At 47.5% G+C, this 16584-nt stretch carries 14 protein-coding genes and 1 pseudogene; 7 read left to right on the top strand and 8 right to left on the bottom strand.

Annotation, left to right across the window (positions count from 1 at the left end; translation table 11 throughout):
- Positions 1-9: 9 nt before the first annotated feature.
- The 3 genes from argB to NC997_RS07800 form a co-directional block, all read right to left on the bottom strand.
- The gene (gene argB / locus NC997_RS07810; protein WP_190530344.1) at positions 10-903 is read right to left on the bottom strand and encodes an acetylglutamate kinase; all 894 of its coding nucleotides are present in this window, start codon (positions 901-903) and stop codon (positions 10-12) included.
- A gap of 89 nt (positions 904-992) precedes the next feature.
- Entirely contained in the window at positions 993-1568 is a 576-nt protein-coding gene (locus NC997_RS07805; RefSeq protein ID WP_190530458.1) for a shikimate kinase, read from the bottom strand.
- 73 nt (positions 1569-1641) lie between these two features.
- Entirely contained in the window at positions 1642-3093 is a 1452-nt protein-coding gene (locus NC997_RS07800; RefSeq protein ID WP_190530342.1) for an NB-ARC domain-containing protein, read from the bottom strand.
- Between the two features lie 270 nt (positions 3094-3363).
- On the opposite strand from NC997_RS07800, the gene NC997_RS07795 reads away from it, so the two are divergent.
- Positions 3364-3591, top strand: a complete 228-nt coding sequence (locus NC997_RS07795; protein WP_190410665.1) for a hypothetical protein — start codon at positions 3364-3366, stop codon at positions 3589-3591.
- A gap of 60 nt (positions 3592-3651) precedes the next feature.
- Here NC997_RS07795 and NC997_RS07790 read toward each other — a convergent pair whose 3' ends face one another.
- Positions 3652-5160 (bottom strand): NB-ARC domain-containing protein, encoded by a 1509-nt coding sequence (locus NC997_RS07790; protein ID WP_190530340.1) that lies wholly within the window; start codon positions 5158-5160, stop codon positions 3652-3654.
- Positions 5161-5541: 381 nt separating this feature from the next.
- Between NC997_RS07790 and NC997_RS07785 the strand changes: the two genes are divergently transcribed.
- Positions 5542-5733, top strand: a complete 192-nt coding sequence (locus NC997_RS07785; RefSeq protein ID WP_190410913.1) for a hypothetical protein — start codon at positions 5542-5544, stop codon at positions 5731-5733.
- 129 nt (positions 5734-5862) lie between these two features.
- Here NC997_RS07785 and NC997_RS07780 read toward each other — a convergent pair whose 3' ends face one another.
- The 3 genes from NC997_RS07780 to NC997_RS07770 form a co-directional block, all read right to left on the bottom strand.
- Positions 5863-6600 carry a LapA family protein gene (locus NC997_RS07780; protein WP_190530339.1) on the bottom strand — a complete coding sequence of 246 codons (738 nt, stop codon included), beginning with the start codon at positions 6598-6600 and terminating at the stop codon, positions 5863-5865.
- Between the two features lie 78 nt (positions 6601-6678).
- On the bottom strand, positions 6679-7287 hold the full coding sequence (locus NC997_RS07775; protein WP_190439151.1) for a flavin prenyltransferase UbiX: 609 nt from the start codon (positions 7285-7287) through the stop codon (positions 6679-6681).
- Positions 7288-7366: 79 nt separating this feature from the next.
- Entirely contained in the window at positions 7367-9670 is a 2304-nt protein-coding gene (locus NC997_RS07770) for a ribonuclease R family protein (RefSeq protein WP_190439156.1), read from the bottom strand.
- A 926-nt stretch (positions 9671-10596) separates the two neighbouring features.
- Here NC997_RS07770 and NC997_RS07765 point away from each other — a divergent pair.
- Positions 10597-11457: a hypothetical protein gene (locus tag NC997_RS07765; protein WP_190530337.1), complete on the top strand. Its 861-nt coding sequence runs from the start codon at positions 10597-10599 to the stop codon at positions 11455-11457.
- A 296-nt stretch (positions 11458-11753) separates the two neighbouring features.
- Here NC997_RS07765 and clpP read toward each other — a convergent pair.
- Positions 11754-12365 (bottom strand): annotated as a pseudogene (gene clpP / locus NC997_RS07760) (ATP-dependent Clp endopeptidase proteolytic subunit ClpP); the annotation flags it as partial.
- Positions 12366-12712: 347 nt separating this feature from the next.
- On the opposite strand from clpP, the gene NC997_RS07755 reads away from it, so the two are divergent.
- From NC997_RS07755 to NC997_RS07740, 4 genes are all read left to right on the top strand, one after another.
- A complete protein-coding gene (locus NC997_RS07755; protein WP_190410657.1) occupies positions 12713-12880 on the top strand; it encodes a hypothetical protein in 168 nt (55 codons plus the stop codon).
- A gap of 17 nt (positions 12881-12897) precedes the next feature.
- Complete coding sequence (locus tag NC997_RS07750; RefSeq protein WP_190410656.1) at positions 12898-13170, top strand: hypothetical protein; 273 nt, start codon at positions 12898-12900, stop codon at positions 13168-13170.
- 316 nt (positions 13171-13486) lie between these two features.
- On the top strand, positions 13487-14302 hold the full coding sequence (locus NC997_RS07745) for a hypothetical protein (RefSeq protein ID WP_190530335.1): 816 nt from the start codon (positions 13487-13489) through the stop codon (positions 14300-14302).
- 118 nt (positions 14303-14420) lie between these two features.
- On the top strand, positions 14421-16487 hold the full coding sequence (locus NC997_RS07740) for a thioredoxin domain-containing protein (protein WP_190530333.1): 2067 nt from the start codon (positions 14421-14423) through the stop codon (positions 16485-16487).
- Positions 16488-16584: the final 97 nt, after the last annotated feature.

The raw sequence follows: 16584 nt of genomic DNA, 5'->3' as shown, positions 1-16584 counted from the left end.
TCATAGACCCTAAGTCATAAACTCAGAGGCGATAATCATCGAGCCGATACCGGCGTCGGTGAAAATTTCTAATAGCAGTGCGTGGGGAATACGACCGTCAATAATATGAGTAGCCCGAACGCCTTGAGCAAGCGATCGCACGCAACATTTGACCTTGGGAATCATCCCACCGCCCACAACACCGTTCTCAATCAGACGTCTCGCTTCGGCGATATCCACTTTGGCAATCAGAGTGGAGGGATCTTTGTAATCCTGCAAGATCCCTGCTGTATCTGTGAGCAAAATCAACTTTTCTGCCCCCAAAGCTGCCGCAAGTTCCCCAGCTACGGTATCCGCATTGATGTTATAGGCTTGTCCACTGTCATCGGTTGCCACGCTAGACACTACAGGGATATATCCGCTACTGACCAGCGACTGCAAAAGCTTGATATCAATACTGTTTACTTCTCCCACAAAACCAATGCCCTCTACCCCTTCTGGACGGGCTTTGATCAAGTTGCCATCTGTGCCGCAAAGTCCAACAGCGGAACCGCCAGCACGGTTAATTAAGGAGACAATTTCTTTATTGACCCGACCCACTAAAACCATTTCCACCACCTCCATTGTGGCGGCATCGGTCACGCGCAGGCCATTTTTAAATTGGGGTTCGATTCCCAGTTTGCCCAGCCAAGAGTTTATTTCTGGACCACCGCCATGTACCACGACGGGACGCAAGCCTACACAGGATAAGAATACAATGTCGCGCATTACCTTATCTTTGAGCGAAGCGTCTTTCATCGCCGCGCCGCCGTATTTGACGACAACGGTGCGACCGGCAAATTGCTGGATGTAGGGAAGTGCTTCGCTTAGCACTCGAACACGAGTCGCTTCAGCTTTCTTGAGGTATTCGCTATCGTTAAGCATTACTTAGCAGGATGATGCCAGTTATCGTTTTCTAGAAGTTTAGTGCATACTGGCGTCTGCGGCACGATGAGAGGCGGCTGTTTCCAGATTTACTGACCGTTATTCTCTTGCTTTGGCTTGAGAACTGAGGGAATGGCTTCGATGACTTGCGTAGCAATTTGTTCGGGAGTTTGCCCCTCGCCAATGGTGATGTGCAGATCGGCTTGGGCATAGAGTGGTTTCCGTTGCTCAAAACGCTTTGGGAATTCGGTCGCGATGTCAGCATTTTTTAACAGAGGTCGGGTGGTATCGTTTTGCAAACGGGCGACTAAAAGTTCCACAGGGACATCCAGCCATACGACGAGACCGTGTTGGAGATAGCTCCAATTTTCTCGCTTCAGGATAATACCGCCGCCAGTAGCGATCGCTAACTTCGTATAAGCCGACAATTCGGACAGCACTTGGCTTTCCAGCTTCCGAAAGCTTTCTTCCCCGTCACTGGCAAAAATCTCATTAATCGATTTTTTGGCAACTTGCTCAATCACCGCGTCGGTATCGAAAAAGTGATAATCCAGATGCTGTGCCAATAAGCGTCCTACGCTTGTCTTTCCCGCACCCATCATGCCAATGAGATAGACATTGATGCCCTTGAGTCGGTCGCGTAGTTTCTGATTGCTTTTTTCCATATTTACAATTGCAGGAGCGATCGCTGTCCTAGTGTAACCATCAACAGAAGAAATTAACTCTTTCACCTACATATCAAATTTCCCGGTAGCTATCTTTATCCAAGTCTTCCAGCGACGATTGCCACTTTTCTACCAATCCTCCGCGCACGCTGCTTCTCACCCAAGGATGCAGATCGTAGCGGGGACTGCCTAGCTCATCTTGTACGTCTTCAATCAAATACCATCGTCTCAGATCTGCCAGTGCCGCATCCAACTCTGAATCCAACAATTCCCCAACTTGAGACAACTCGGCTCTGCTAACCGTTACATCTACCCCGCCCATATAACGCAGTACACTTTTTGCTGCCACATTGATTCGCTGCCACGCTGCCTCCAGACAGAAGCGGTAGAAGGTCTCAACTTGTCGGCTGGCAAGCTTTAATTCCGACAAGATTGGCTCAAGTGCTTGATCGTGGAATACTCGCCCAGCCAGGAAATGCAGTGCTAAGGGTGCGCCACAAGACAATTGATGCATTTGATAAAGCTGTTCGTTGCTTGCCTGCTTGATTACCGAAATGTTGTTGTATTTTGCCTCATCCTCCAACAATTTAGACGACCATCTTTCTTCGAGTCCTGGGATTTCAATTAATCTTACATAGGGAGGTTTAGTTCGGTGTCGGCTGGTAATCAGTGCCCGACTGGGGTTGAGCATTTTGATAAGGTTCGCCAGAATATCTTCAACTTGTGCGGTCTCCGCATTATCCAAGACGACAAGCAATTTCTCTGCTCTCAAACGCTGGTGAACTCGCTCAGGGGGACAATCCAGTTGATGCGCAATTTCATTTAAAAATTTCTTCCACGTCAGCGCCTCAAACTGCTTTTCCTGGCTGATGTAACCATCCACCCACTCACTTTGCCTCGCTGTCACCCACACCACATCCGCGAACAGATTTCTGTCGAGTGCTTCTTTCGCAATTTGGCTGGCAGCTTCAGATTTGCCATACCCTGGACTGCCGCTGAGGGAAAAAATAGAGAGTTCGGCGGGATCGTCTAGGCGGTTCAATACTTCTTGAATGAAGCTTTCTCGCCCCCACACCATTCGACATCGCGGATTAGGGATAAACAAGCCCCACTGGCGTTTTTTGCCCCGCTCTAGTGGTGCTTCGGCTGGGGCGTTGAGGGTTCCATTCTCCTCCCAGCATCTTGTACCAGGAGTAGTAGACAAGGAGTCTTGAGGAACGACCTGTTCCCCGATTGGACAGGATAGCAAGCTCTGAGAATTGTCCGGAGCATTCTTAGAAAACTCGCTCCATTCATCATAGGAACAGTTCAATAACAGATGACATAAGCCATTGGCAATCCGATACTCGCAGGTTTGGCGGCTCTCCGAGTTCAAAATTGCTTGTAAAGCTTGGCGGGAGGGTTCAAGTGTATTGAGTTGTTTCCGCCACGCACTCAAAAATTCTTGCATTAAGGCACGCTTGCCTTCAGGCTTGTACTTTCTGTTGAATTCTTCGTGTAGCTTTTTCTTTAAGCTTGCGGACAAAAAAACGTTACTGTTATCTCTTCTGAGGTCAAATCCACCAGCCATATAGATACCGATAGACCTTTTTGCGTATTTCTGACAAAATTTGGAGCTTTGTATCAACAAAATCCTGCAAACTATTAACTTGAGCAACCAACTTGGCTTTGAATTACTTTGAAATTACCCTATAATTGCTTTGTTTCAATTTCAGTAATGTTACGGTTGCCTAATAAGGTTAAATTGTGAAGCACGGTAATCTCACTTAGGATCATCAAAGTTGGGTGTTCTACCATGAAAAATAACCTCAGCAATATCCGCGAAGTCGTCCAACACGCTTTGAGTACAGGCTACTTAACTGTTGCAGCCGAAGAACAGCTGCGGAGACTTTTAACAACTAAGTATGGATTAGAAGACTTCAACGCTTTTATGCAGTTGCAGCAAGCTGCAATGCTGGGTCAAGTGAGGCAAGAGTCCCGCGAACTCGCCCTTTCTCAGCGACTTTCCTGTGGGAGATGCTAGCGGCTAAGCCAAGCATTGGCAAAAAATCGTCCTTTCCAGCCCTTTGTTAACCCGGTAATGTTAACCCGGTAAGGTTAGACGACGGTTGGTTTCGTATCTCCCAGATGGAGCGTTAATTAGCCCCAAGCTTAATAAAAGAGCCACATCTTTAGTCGTCATTTCTTCACAAATCTGCTCAACTAATTTGTCAGCGAGATACGCCCTGACAACAGGTGGCAAGGTGAAATTATTCGAGGTTTTTTCAATCAGCGATCGCCGTCGCAAAGATTCCATTGCTTCTAGCTGCTGCCGTTTCGATACTCCCGGCACCACCTCGTCTCGCAAGGAACGTATAGGAATTAACTTGTGACGAATTGCCAGCCAGTACATTACTTTTTTTTCTAAGTCCGAGAGGCGATTGAACTGCCGATCTAATAGATCTCGGATATCCCCAAAGACAACCAACCCTTCTGCTAAAAAGTCGGTGATATTTCCGTCAAAGACATCTTGAATCGTCGTTGCTACAATTTTCAGGACTAGCGGATTTCCCGCATAGCGGTTGATCAGGACTCTACATTCTTCGGTTGAGCCAACTAAACCTTTGAGTTGCAGTAACTCTTGTCCATCGGATGCTGACAACCCCCTTAGTTCTAAGGAACGAATGGGTAAGTTTTCCCCTTCTAAGGATGCAATTTCTTTCGGTTTCTCCCGACTGGTGAGAACCAGACAGCTAGGATGGCGTTCTTCTCCCAGACGTCGGAACAGTTCCCCATATCCCTCATATTCGGGACGATAGTATCCAGCGTGTTGGATAGGAGATAAGACTTCCTCTGCTCGATCGAGGATGATCAGACAGCGATGCGATCGCAGATAAGCCATCAGTAGGGAAATTCCCTCGTCTGCGGTTGCGTCACCGATGATTTCCTGTCCTTGAGACAGAAATTGAACCAAGTTTGCCACCAAATCTTGAACTGATGGAGCATGACGTAGCGATCGCCAAATGACAAACTCAAAATCTTGCTGAATCTGTTCTGCTAGCTTTACAGCAAGAGCAGTTTTCCCGATTCCCCCTATCCCCAACAATGCCACTAAGCGGCAGCTGTCGTGGACAATCCACTGCTCTAAGGTTGCCAGTTCTTCCTCGCAACCGTAGTAAGCTGCTACATCAATCACTTCTTCCCAATCCTGGGAAGCGATCGCCGTCCCGATGGCAGATGTCTCAGCTTGACCGTGTTCGGATACGTTAGCGGAATCTATTTTATATCCAGCTTTTGAGAGCAAGTTGGTGACGCGGCTCCAGTTCTTGATTTTTATAACGTCACCCGTCTGGCGAATCAGGAGTTCTTGAATGTATTTGTACAGCCCATTCGATAAGTAAACTCTAACGGCACTGCTAGTGCGACTTTTGTAGACAGTGTCTGCTATTTCTGCTGGACTATAACCACACAACAATCCTCTTAAGAATTTCTTCTCAACTGGCGTCAAACTCCTTCCTTTGGCAGATGCTAAATCTAGATAAAGCTTCTCCAAATGCCAATTATTTGCTGCTTCTGTAAACTCGTCGTCCTGCCGCTCAACAGTTGATACCATTCTCTCGCGTTGCTAACCTCAATAAAGGCTGTCAACGCCTGATTCTAACGGATTAATTATGAAATCCTAACGAAGTTACGATGAAGTTCTAACGAATTTAATAACGATTGTTAGATGAAGTTTCTTTAATATTTTGGCTATCCTTAAATTTTAGGGAGACTTTATCTAACTTTCATCTAAAGTTCATTAAAATTTCACAGTCTTTGAGAGGGAGAAAAGAGGTGAAGCGATGGTTTTCCTAGGTTTTAACGGCATTACCTTACCCTGCGGCTCAATTATATTGCCCTGCCTCAGAAAAGGCATCCGTAAATTAACTGAAGTGAATTCCCTATTTCAAAACCTAATGGTTTCTCCTGGTATTGATTGAGTTGGTGAAAAATTATGATGCTCATCCGCGAACTTGTCGAACAAGCACTGACTATTGGATATTTAACCGTTGAAGCTGAAGATCAACTGCGACAGTTATTAAGAAAAAAGTATGACAATGAGGATTTTAATGCCTTCATGACCTTGCAGAAAGCCGCAATGACAGGTCTTGTCAAGCAGCAATCGCGCGAACTGATGCGGTTATAAGTAGTAGTTTAGAGTTAATTCTTGGGGTTAATGACTTGAGCATTCAGGAGTCAAAATAATAAAGCGTGTGAATGCTTCCCCGGAGAGGGGTTGAGGGAAACCCTCGCAAAAAAAAGTCACCCTCTAGGCTTATCGGTTCTTCCAATCAGTGTCAAACTCGTCGTCCTCGTCTTCAAATCCCCAGTCGTCCTCATCCGGATTGGTTTTCCGTACAGGTTCAGGTTCCTGATAGGGCGGGGTAATTACCCGGTAACTGGCATCATAAACGGCTTCAGTTTTTCCCACCCCAGAATTGCGCGGTTCCCGGTAACTGTAAGAATAGACGGAACCCGATCGAGAGGCGCTTTTCGGTTCTTGCTGACGCTCGTAGGTTGTACGTTCTGCTACAGATTCTTTTGCAAACGGTTGTCGGCTTGGAGTGCGATCGCGTGGTTCCTCGGATTCATCCCCCCAATCATCATCCTCCGCAACCTCCTCTTCCCAGTCATCTCCATCCGCATCGGTATTCGTTGGCTCTGGCGGAGGGGGAGGGGTGTAACTGGTTTGTTGAGTGGTAGAGGTTTGTTGAGTGGTATAGGTAGATTGGGCAGTTTCACGCCGCGACTGGTTGGAACGAGGGGGTTCTGTGGCTTCTAGTTTGCGGATGCGTGCTTGTAAGGGACGCCGTTGCAGATAGCTCAACAATTGCAGGAAACTGCCAGCCAGGGCACCCGTTGCGATCGCTGCCAAAATCCAAACCCCTACAGGTAGCGCTTGCGTTTTAGCACCCAAAAATACCAGCGCTAGCACCGGCGACAAATTTTGTAAAGCAAGTAGTGCTACGGACCCTAGCACCAACATCAGCAGTAAAATCCGAATCGCAGGCATAATCTATTAAAAATTAAAAATTAAAGCTTAAAAATGCAGAATTTCTTCTTGTATTTTCAATTTTACATTTTTAATTTTTCATTTTCCTTCCCATCGGTTAATCGGGATACAGTCAATATCTAGCTGATCTAAGGCACGCGCCACCACAAAGTCTACTAAGTCTTCAATTGTTTGGGGATTGTGATACCAAGCAGGAATTGCTGGGACAATTCGGGCACCTGCTTCTGCCAAAGCCGTCAGGTTACGCAGGTGAATCAAGCTAAAGGGCGTTTCGCGGGGCACAAGAACCAGTTTCCGCCCTTCCTTGAGTTGGACATCTGCTGCTCGCTCCAAAAGGTCGGAACTTAAGCCAGCTGCCAGTTTCGCCACCGTACTCATACTACACGGCATAATCACCATCCCTAGGGTGCGGAAGGAACCACTGGCAATATTGGCTCCCACATCGCCCCAAGGATGGCAGTAAAGTTTACCCTGCGTTTCGACTCCAGCTTGCTGTCGCCAAAATATTTCCTGTGCCACTGCTTCTACAGGCATCCGGATATTTTGCTCTGCCTGCCAAACCATGTAAGTAGATTTGGAGGCAACCAGTTCAACGCTGTACTCAGCTTGGAGCAGAAATTTTAAGGCACGCACGGCATAAATTAAGCCAGAGGCACCCGTGATGCCGAGGATAAGGGGTTTGGTCATTGGTAATGGGTAATAAGGAATTAGCTAAACAGTTAATGGCTCATGGTTGTTGAACACACCATGAGCCATTAACGATTAGCTATTCATCGAATTCAGGATCGACAGAAGAATCTGCTTCTATATCCTCATTGCTGGCTTCGCTACCGCCGCCGACAATGACCAAGTCAATTTGCTGACGATAGTAATCAACGCTCTTAACTTGGACTTCCACGCGATCGCCTAGACGATAAGAAACGCGGCTTTTCCGTCCAACCAGGCAAGCATGACGCGAGCGAAACTCGTACCAGTCATCTTTAAGAGAGCTGACGTGTACCAGTCCTTCCACTAGCAAGTCTTCAATTTCCACAAAGAACCCGTAAGACTGGACGCCGGTAATTAAGCCCTGGAAGACCTCTCCCGTGCGCTCCTTCATTAGCTCGGCTTTTTTGAGTCCTTCCAGATCCGCTTGTGCATCTGAAGTCAGCTTTTCACGCTCGTTGAGATGCACAACGATACCCTGTAGCTGGCTTTCTAAATCTTCTTGCACGTCTGGTGGCAAGACATTCCAGTTGATATTGCCCTGGGCGGAACTATGACGCAGATTCACGCTTTCTTTGGCGCGAGTGGTTCGGCGATCGCGTCCTTTCTCAAAGACGGCAAGCAATACCCGTGACATCAGTAAATCTGCGTAGCGTCGCAGCGGTGAGAGACAGTGGGTGTAGGGGCTTTCGTCCTCGCCTATCCCTAAAGCCAAACCAAAGTGAGAGCCGGGAGCTGTACTGTAACCACAGGGTCTCAGGGTGGACTGCAACAGATACATCAAGACTCGCTCTGACTGGGATTGAGCGAACATTTGAGTAAAACGTTGATAATCCCGTGATGTCACCGCTTCTTCCTGCTCTAGGCGCAGTTCCATGCCCAGATTACTCGCCAACTTCATCAATTCCTGCACATCCTCCGGGTCTGGAGAAGGCTGAATGCGATACGTTGCAGGCAGAAAGAGTGCTTGCAAATGGGTTGCGATCGCTTGATTTGCCAGGAGCATCAACTCTACGACTAGAGAACGCACTCCTCCCGAAAATACAATCGCTCCTAGGATGCCTTCATCGTTGTAGGGCAATTGAGTACCGGGCAGATTCAGTTCAAATCCTCCCCTCCCTAGGCGCTGTGCTTTCACTGCCGGACTCAGCTCGTAAAACAACTGACTGAGCATTTCAAACACTGGCGCTTCGGCATCTTGATGACGCTCTAAAATTGCTGTCGCTTCGTCATAACTCAGTTGGCGATCTACTTGAATCACCGTGGGTTGAATCTCATATTCCACCATTTGTCCGGTGGCGGAATCGAGAGTTAACAGTACCGAAATCGCTAAGCGAGCTTCGCCGGGTACCAAGGAGCAGCGACTGGCAACAGCATCCGGTAGCATTGGCAGCACCATGTCTCCCAGATAGACGGTGTTTCCCCGCTTGCGAGCTTCCCGATCCAGCGCTTCTTGTGGCTCGATGTAGTGGGCAACATCCGTGATGTGGACGCCCAACTGCCACAGTCCAGCCTCTGTTTTGTTAAGAGTCAGAGCGTTTTCTGTGACGTGCTGAGCCGTTTCGTTCTCACTTCTCGCTCCTGAAGGTTCAGGAATAAAGGCAAGAGTTAACAAATTCCGCAAATCCAGCCGGTGCTTGAAATCTTTTTGACTCGGCTGTTTGGGCAATTCCTCTGCGGCTCTCAGCACCTCAGCCGGAAAGTTGCGAGGTAAGTCGTGCTTGCAACAGACAATATCCGTGTCTGCGGCGGCTTCTGCATTACTGCCGAGAATGCGAGCGACTTTGCCAATCGGTGGCTGCGATGCCAGGGGATAGCGCAAAACTTCGACGTGAACCAGGTAATCGACGGCTTCCGCCAAGTTTTGACCGTTCGGATGCAGATTCAGTTCAAATAGCAGCCGATCGTCTAGGGGGACGGCTCTAAAGCCGGTTTCGACTTGCTTGACTCGTGCCAAGACCGAGGGATTGGCTCGTTCTAGAATCAGGCGCACTTCCCCTTCGGGAGAGCGTTTGCGGTTTCCTTCTTTAGTGACTTTGACGAGAACGCGATCGCCATTCCAAGCGGTACTCAGATGGCTCTCTCGGACGTAAATATCCTCCGCTCCTTCTACCTCCTGAATGGCAAAGCAAAATCCTTTACTCGAACAGCGCAGTTTGGCTTCGACGACATCTTCTTCTTGGACGCGCCGATACTTACCGCGATCTTTGACCAAAATGCCAATTTTTTCTAAGGCATCCAAGGCAATTTGTAGTTTAGTTAAGCTCTCTTCATCCTGGCAACGCAGTTTTTTTTCCAGAACCTTAGGAGCGACTAATTTGTCATCTGTGAAATTAGAAAGTAGTGTAGCGATTGAAAATTCCATGCAGCTATGAGTTTGCCTCCACCATAAAAACAATTCTGTTTGTCTACATTTGTCAGCTGATAGAGACGAGCTAACCTTATCTCTACAACAGTTGCTTCTTTCTTCTTGCCGACTACTGACTGTTGACCGCTGACGATTGAAAGCGATTTTTCTCCTTGTTATCCTGACGCCATGCTTGGAAAGCATGGGTATTTTTACCCTGATGTGGCAGCGCCAAATTCGCCGCGTTTTTAACAGATGTCTCGCTACTACCTGGGTGGCGCGTTTCTCACCCTACAGTATGCGAAACCTTGTCATCGTCATCGAACGCGATGCTCTAGCCTTCTTAGCGCTACACGAGGAGATGCATATCGCGATATACGCTATGCGAGGAGTCGCAGTTAATCGCGGCATACACTACGCGAGCGGAAGATTTTGGACTATCGATTTTAGACTTTGTAAACAAACAAAATTTTGTCTTTTTACAGATTTTGGACAACAGACAGCTGCGTTTGGTAGTCTCTAGTCCACGGTTGGTCGTCTTTAATCTACAGTCCACAGTTGAGCGTCAAGGGAACATCGTCAGGCAACCATCCCTCCTTCAGCCCGCCTTTGCGAATATCAAGCAGATGTCCCGAACAAGAACTCTGGATGCAACCAGCGACTGGCAGCAACCAGTGCTTTCTCTGTTCAGGTGCTTGACGACAAAAGCGACGACAAGCACTTTGTCTGACTGCCTTTTCTCAAGCCAACCACTGTGAAACGGACTCGGTCACTTGCGAGCGTAGCGGGCAGTAGCGAATGGTTTTATACCATACCGATGAACAGTCTCTAATTATTTTAGTTTCTTGCGGTACCTTCTCTAAAATCGTTTTTCAGGGGGCGTACTATACTTAACGTTGATGGGAGCCAAAAAACCCGACTAGGTTTGGGTGGCGTGGAGTATTATGTTTTCTCAATTCCGAGTTCGTTATCCCTTAGGCAGCCTGACCACGGAGTTACTAACCATTCATGAAGGAAAGTACGTGGTCAAAGCCGCTGTTCAAGTCGAAGGTGTAATCCTGGCGACAGGTTTGGCAGCAGCCGGTGAGATTGAGCTGGCAGAAGACAAGGCAACAGCCAGAGCGTTGAACTGTTTGGGAATTCCGGCTGGAAGTTCTACCCAAAGTAACGCGCCTGTTACGCAGTCTGATGCTCAGATTACACAGACTGTTGCGGTTGAGGTGCCAGTGGGGGTGATCGCAAACCCCAGACGCGAAACGGTCATTCCGTCAGAAAGCCCCTCGCAGCCAAGCCCAAATCGGCTGTATTCCGATCCAGTCAGCTTCAATGATATGGCTGGAATGTCCTTCTCAGATCGGGGACAAAAAGAAGCTGCTTCACCACCTCCCGTCGTGCTATCGAATCAGGATGTCCCGTTTGCAGAAGAGTATTCCCCTGCCCATACTGAGCTTTATGGGGATGATGCTGCGATCGAGACACCCGAAGAAATATCGGGAGGCTTGTTTAGCAACCAGCATAATCAGTCAATGCCTGCATCGCCTGGTTATCACGCTAGCGAAGAGATCATTCAGCCAAGTCCGATGGATATGACTATCGGTAGCACAAGTTCTGCTGCTGAGGAGATGGACTTATCCGAAGCGATGGCTAGAACGACGGTAGAAATTAAGCGTTTGCGCTGGACTGCTGAGCAAGGAAAAGATTATCTGAAGCGAACCTACGGTAAGCGAGGTCGTTCGGAGCTGAATCAGGAACAATTGCTGGATTTCCTGCGCTATCTTGAATCTCTCCCAACACCGGAAAAGTAACTGAGCAACATTGGCAATAAAAAATGAGGGAAGCTCCATTTTTTATTGACGGGATGTGTAATTTTCTGTATTTCTCCCTCAATCGATCGGGAGCTAAGGATCGTGGATTGATTAACCTCCTATTTTTGCGTAGTAGGGGCATGGCATTGCCATGTCCCTACAAAACGTGAACGAGCGTAAGTTATTTAATCTATGTTCCTGAGGGGATCTCACAGCATTTGCTTGACTCGATCCTCCCAAGCCCCGCTCGATGGAGGGGCTAACCAGAAATTGCACGTCCGTTAACTTTTAATTCTCTATACCGCTGCAACGGCTGTGCGGGTAGCAGAGGGGCTGCGTTTAATCACCTGATCGATCAAACCGTAGTCCTTGGCTTCCTCTGCCGACATAAAGAAATCGCGTTCGGTATCTTCCTCAATCCGCTCGATGGGCTGACCTGTGTGTTTAGCCAGATATTCGTTCAGCTGTCTTTTGTGGTACAGGATTTCCTTGGCTTGAATCTCAATATCGGTGGCTTGACCTTGAGCGCCGCCGAGAGGCTGGTGGATCATGATCCGGGAATGAGGCAGACTCATCCGCTTGCCTTTAGCTCCCGCGCTGAGGAGGAAAGCGCCCATACTAGCGGCTAATCCGAGGCAGATGGTGCAAACATCCGGGCGGATTTGATTCATCGTGTCAAAAATGCCCATACCTGCGGTGACGGAACCACCGGGAGAGTTGATATACAGGTAAACGTCTTTCTCTGGATCTTCAGCGTCTAGAAACAGCAGCTGAGCCACGATTAAGTTGGCAAGGTCGGAATCAACCTGTTGTCCCAGGAAGATGATGCGTTCCCGGAGGAGCCGGGAGTAGATATCAAAGGCACGTTCGCCACGACCTGATTGTTCGATAACGGTAGGAATCATGGAGTCTGCTTTTTCGGGTGATTTTTCTTAATTTTAGCGATTGTAGGAGAAAGTACCGGGTGCTGGAAATACTACCGATACAACCCTAGCGAGAAGGTGCGCTTGCAGCAGGTGGATTGGGCTTGTCGGCTGGAATGTAGAACATCAGGGAAAACCCGTCGCTAACACTGAAAGGGTAGGCGTATTTTGTCGTTGTGTCCTCTGGGGTTCGGTTTTTCAACAGCGATCGCATCTTGCTGGTTGTCTTCGTCAGGAAACAATCGCCCAACTGGGTGAATCAATGGGACGAAGTGCGATCGCTATAGCAAATCGTACTGTTAGAACTATTCGGGGATGGAGGGAACCGAGTCATGCCTAAAAGACTTCTGCAAGCCGCCACGATCACCTTGTTGCTCAATGTAATCGCAGCACTAAGCGTCCCAACCACAATTCAGACACCGCGATCGCTCTCAACTGCTCAACCCAACGCTAATGGGGAGTTGACTGGATCGACTTCTGTACAGATGCGTCCTTATTAACAAAGGAGTTGCTCGATATGACCGTGCAATTTAAAGATTTAGAAGCGATCGCTCAACAGAAGATTGACTTAACGCCAACAGCAGCACTGGCTGCACAGACACGGCAATATCAGGATGTACCTTTAGAAGAAATCTACGATTTACTCGAAAGTGTCACAGAACCTTTTACCGTGTTAGCGGATTCTCTTCCTACACCACTCCAACAAAGTGCCCGACAAGAAATTGAGTTTTTTGTCTGTTTGTACCAACAGCGCCTCGATCGCCCCCTCCATCAATCAAGCCAGAGATAGGATGCTTTAATTGATGGAAGTTATTGGTAGGCGCGGTAGCGAAGCGGTGTTGCTCTTAGCACGCTCCTAGCACCCCTGTCCTAGCGCTCTAGTTGCTCGCTTGGATAGGGGCGGCATCTATAATCTACGCAAGCTAGAGCAGTTGGGGCGCTTTTCTTTTTCTCGTCCCTCTGCTTCCCGTGAACCAGGCAATGTTATTCAAACCCAAAGACATAAAGAACGCTAAGAAAGGAAAGAAACTAATTTTGTTATAAACAAGGATAAAATCTCTATATATCAATATCAAACTTTGTTACGAAAAGAAGTTGACTTGAACATGAAAAAAAGCATTTTTCTATTTTTGTTATTAGCCTTGGGTTCTTTTTCAGTAGTTTATTATTACTGGAAACAGGCGACCCAACTTCCTGAGTGGTACGTTACCAAAGAAAAAACTACAAATCCTCAAGTTAGGCAAATTAACTTTCGCAATGAAGCTGAAGTCCAAACAGTCAAAGACAGATTGCAAAGAAATGTTGATGCCAAAATAGAAAATAGCATTGGGGCTAGCCAAGGATTGCCAACAAAACTAGGCAGACGCGATGGAGGTGATGAAAAAACTGCTGTTGATAAAATTACCGAAAACCCGCAAGCGGAATTAGGCACTCAAAATATAGAAATTGATTTGAGCGAACATGAAGTTAATGATTTGGTAATTTCAACAATTGCTAAAGATAAAAATACCAGTAAGTTACTGGCATCTACCAAGGGCCTCAATACAACCATCAAGAATGGTCAGGTAGAAAGCGGGGTTGTATTCAATGTCTCAGAAGTTCCCAAAGAAGAACTGAATCAACAAGAGAAAGAATTGTTGGAAAAAGTTATAAAAACATTCCCTTTTTTAGAAGAGAAAGAAGTTTATATTGGTGTGGAAGGTAAGCCAAGGGTAGAAAATGGGCAATTAAAACTTGAAGAACAAACAAAAATAAAAGTGGGGAATTTGAGTTTTACGACAGCAGAACTTTCCCAGCGGCTGGGAATTCCTCAAGAGAAAATTGAACAAAGATTGAAACTGGAACTGGAATTGGGACGTTTAAAAATAAACGATATCGAAATTAAAGAAAATAACGCTTCGCTCAAAGGTTCGGTTAACTAATGTACTCACCCAGCCACGATTGACCAGAATCTAGCGTGGGATGGAGCGATCGCTCCATTCATCACGCTAAACTGCTAGGGGTGAAAACGTACTCATATCGAGTTCTGCTATTAGCCCCATGACCAATCGCCTCAATCAAGCTGAAAGCCTGTACCTCCGCAAACACGCTGAAAATCCCATCGACTGGTGGCCTTGGAGTGAAGAAGCCCTAGAAGCTGCCAAGCGGGACAATAAGCCAATTTTCCTATCGATTGGCTACTCCAGCTGCCACTGGTGTACGGTGATGGAAGGAGAAGCGTTTTCCGACCAGGCGATCGCAGACTATATGAATGCCAACTTTATCCCGATCAAGGTAGACCGGGAAGAACGACCTGACATTGATAGTATTTATATGCAGGCGTTACAGATGATGGTAGGTCAAGGCGGTTGGCCCTTGAATGTCTTTCTCTCTCCTGAGGATCGGGTGCCGTTTTATGGCGGTACATATTTTCCGGTAGAACCGCGCTACGGGCGTCCCGGATTTTTACAAGTGCTACAAGCGATTCGTGGTTACTACGATACAGACAAAGCGAAGTTGCACGCGGTAAAAGAAGAACTTCTGGGTCATCTCCAGCAAGCAGCCATTCTGCGACCAAGTATGGGGACGGGTTTAAAACCTGCCTTGACCAACAAGGATTTGCTACAGCAGGGGTTAGAAACGAATACCGGGATAGTGGCTTCTAGCGAACATGGCGCTAGTTTCCCAATGATGCCCTATGCCGAGTTGGCGCTGCGAGCAATTCGATTTAATTTTGAATCCAAATACGACGCCAAGCAGGCGTGTACCCAGCGCGGTTTAGATTTAGCACTGGGCGGGATTTACGACCATGTAGGCGGCGGTTTTCACCGCTACACGGTCGATCCGACTTGGACGGTACCGCATTTTGAAAAAATGCTCTATGACAATGGTCAGATCGTCGAGTATCTGGCTGATTTGTGGAGTGCTGGGATACAAGAACCGGCATTTGAAAGAGCGATCGCAGGCACATTTCAATGGCTAAAGCGAGAAATGACGGCACCGCAGGGTTATTTCTATGCTGCCCAAGACGCAGATAATTTTACCCATCCAGAGGAAGCAGAACCAGAGGAAGGGGCATTTTATATCTGGACGTATCCTGAAGTAGTCGAATTGCTGACTCCAGAGGAGTTAGAGGAAATTCAACTGCAATTTACCGTGACGCCGGGGGGCAACTTTGAAGGTCTCAATGTCTTGCAGCGCCGCCATCCGGATATTTTGAGCGAAACAGTAGAAAAGGCACTCGCAAAGCTATTTGAAGCACGTTACGGTACGTCTCCCACTGCCCTAGAAACCTTTCCTCCCGCCCGCAATAACTACGAGGCAAAAACTGGCAACTGGTCGGGTCGAATTCCGCCAGTGACGGATACTAAAATGATTGTGGCTTGGAATAGCCTGATGATTTCAGGGTTAGCCAGAGCTTACGGAGTATTTGCTAAGGAAGAATATCTGTCTTTAGCTGGAAAAGCAGCTAATTTCATTTTGGATTGTCAGTGGGTGGAGGGGCGCTTCCACCGTCTCAACTACGACGGAAAACCTTCTGTACTGGCGCAGTCGGAAGATTACGCTTTGTTTATTAAAGCGCTGCTTGATTTGCACCAAGTAACTCACGCTAGTTTCTGGATGGAGAAAGCGATCGCCCTTCAAGAAGAATTTGACGAATTCCTCTGGAGTGTGGAACTGGGTGGATACTATAACACCGCCAGCGATGCCAGTAGCGATCTGTTAGTGCGGGAACGCAGCTATGTAGATAATGCCACCCCAGCGGCGAATGGGATTGCGATCGCTAACTTAGTGCGTCTGGCTTTACTCACTGAAAATCTTACCTATCTCGACCGCAGCGAACAAGCTTTGCAAGCCTTCAGCAGTGTGATGCATCAGTCACCTCAAGCTTGTCCGAGTTTGTTTACCGCCCTGGATTGGTATCATCACTGTACACTGGTTCGCACTACTATCGACCACCTAACTCCTTTAGTTGCTCAATATCTGCCTACAACAGTATCGACGGCGGAGTCGAATCTGCCATCAGGTGCGGTCGGGTTAGTTTGCCAAGGACTAACTTGTCTGGAACCGTCCCAAAGTCGCGACCAAATGTGGGAACAAGTGCAGCGAAGTCAAATTCGCAATTAAAAGTACCAAGTTAGAAATTAAAGAGGTAAGATTTAATTCTTCTTTTTTAATTTCACCTTCGGAATTGGCTTTAGCGATTAGCCGCAATTTATTTTAG

It is taken from the genome of Trichocoleus sp. DQ-A2, from assembly GCF_039961915.1.
Classification (GTDB): domain Bacteria; phylum Cyanobacteriota; class Cyanobacteriia; order Cyanobacteriales; family FACHB-T130; genus FACHB-T130.
The sequence above is the reverse complement of the archived record's forward strand: the minus strand, read 5'-3'. Positions and strand labels throughout refer to the sequence as shown.

Coding starts and splice junctions, on each gene's coding strand:
- NC997_RS07790 (WP_190530340.1), bottom strand. CDS start 5,160: ATGGTATCAACTGTTGAGCGGCAGGACGACGAGTTTACAGAAGCAGCA.
- NC997_RS07795 (WP_190410665.1), top strand. CDS start 3,364: ATGAAAAATAACCTCAGCAATATCCGCGAAGTCGTCCAACACGCTTTG.
- NC997_RS07740 (WP_190530333.1), top strand. CDS start 14,421: ATGACCAATCGCCTCAATCAAGCTGAAAGCCTGTACCTCCGCAAACAC.
- NC997_RS07770 (WP_190439156.1), bottom strand. CDS start 9,670: ATGGAATTTTCAATCGCTACACTACTTTCTAATTTCACAGATGACAAA.
- NC997_RS07755 (WP_190410657.1), top strand. CDS start 12,713: ATGCCTAAAAGACTTCTGCAAGCCGCCACGATCACCTTGTTGCTCAAT.
- argB (WP_190530344.1), bottom strand. CDS start 903: ATGCTTAACGATAGCGAATACCTCAAGAAAGCTGAAGCGACTCGTGTT.
- NC997_RS07750 (WP_190410656.1), top strand. CDS start 12,898: ATGACCGTGCAATTTAAAGATTTAGAAGCGATCGCTCAACAGAAGATT.
- NC997_RS07785 (WP_190410913.1), top strand. CDS start 5,542: ATGATGCTCATCCGCGAACTTGTCGAACAAGCACTGACTATTGGATAT.
- NC997_RS07805 (WP_190530458.1), bottom strand. CDS start 1,568: ATGGAAAAAAGCAATCAGAAACTACGCGACCGACTCAAGGGCATCAAT.
- NC997_RS07780 (WP_190530339.1), bottom strand. CDS start 6,600: ATGCCTGCGATTCGGATTTTACTGCTGATGTTGGTGCTAGGGTCCGTA.
- NC997_RS07745 (WP_190530335.1), top strand. CDS start 13,487: ATGAAAAAAAGCATTTTTCTATTTTTGTTATTAGCCTTGGGTTCTTTT.
- NC997_RS07765 (WP_190530337.1), top strand. CDS start 10,597: ATGTTTTCTCAATTCCGAGTTCGTTATCCCTTAGGCAGCCTGACCACG.
- NC997_RS07775 (WP_190439151.1), bottom strand. CDS start 7,287: ATGACCAAACCCCTTATCCTCGGCATCACGGGTGCCTCTGGCTTAATT.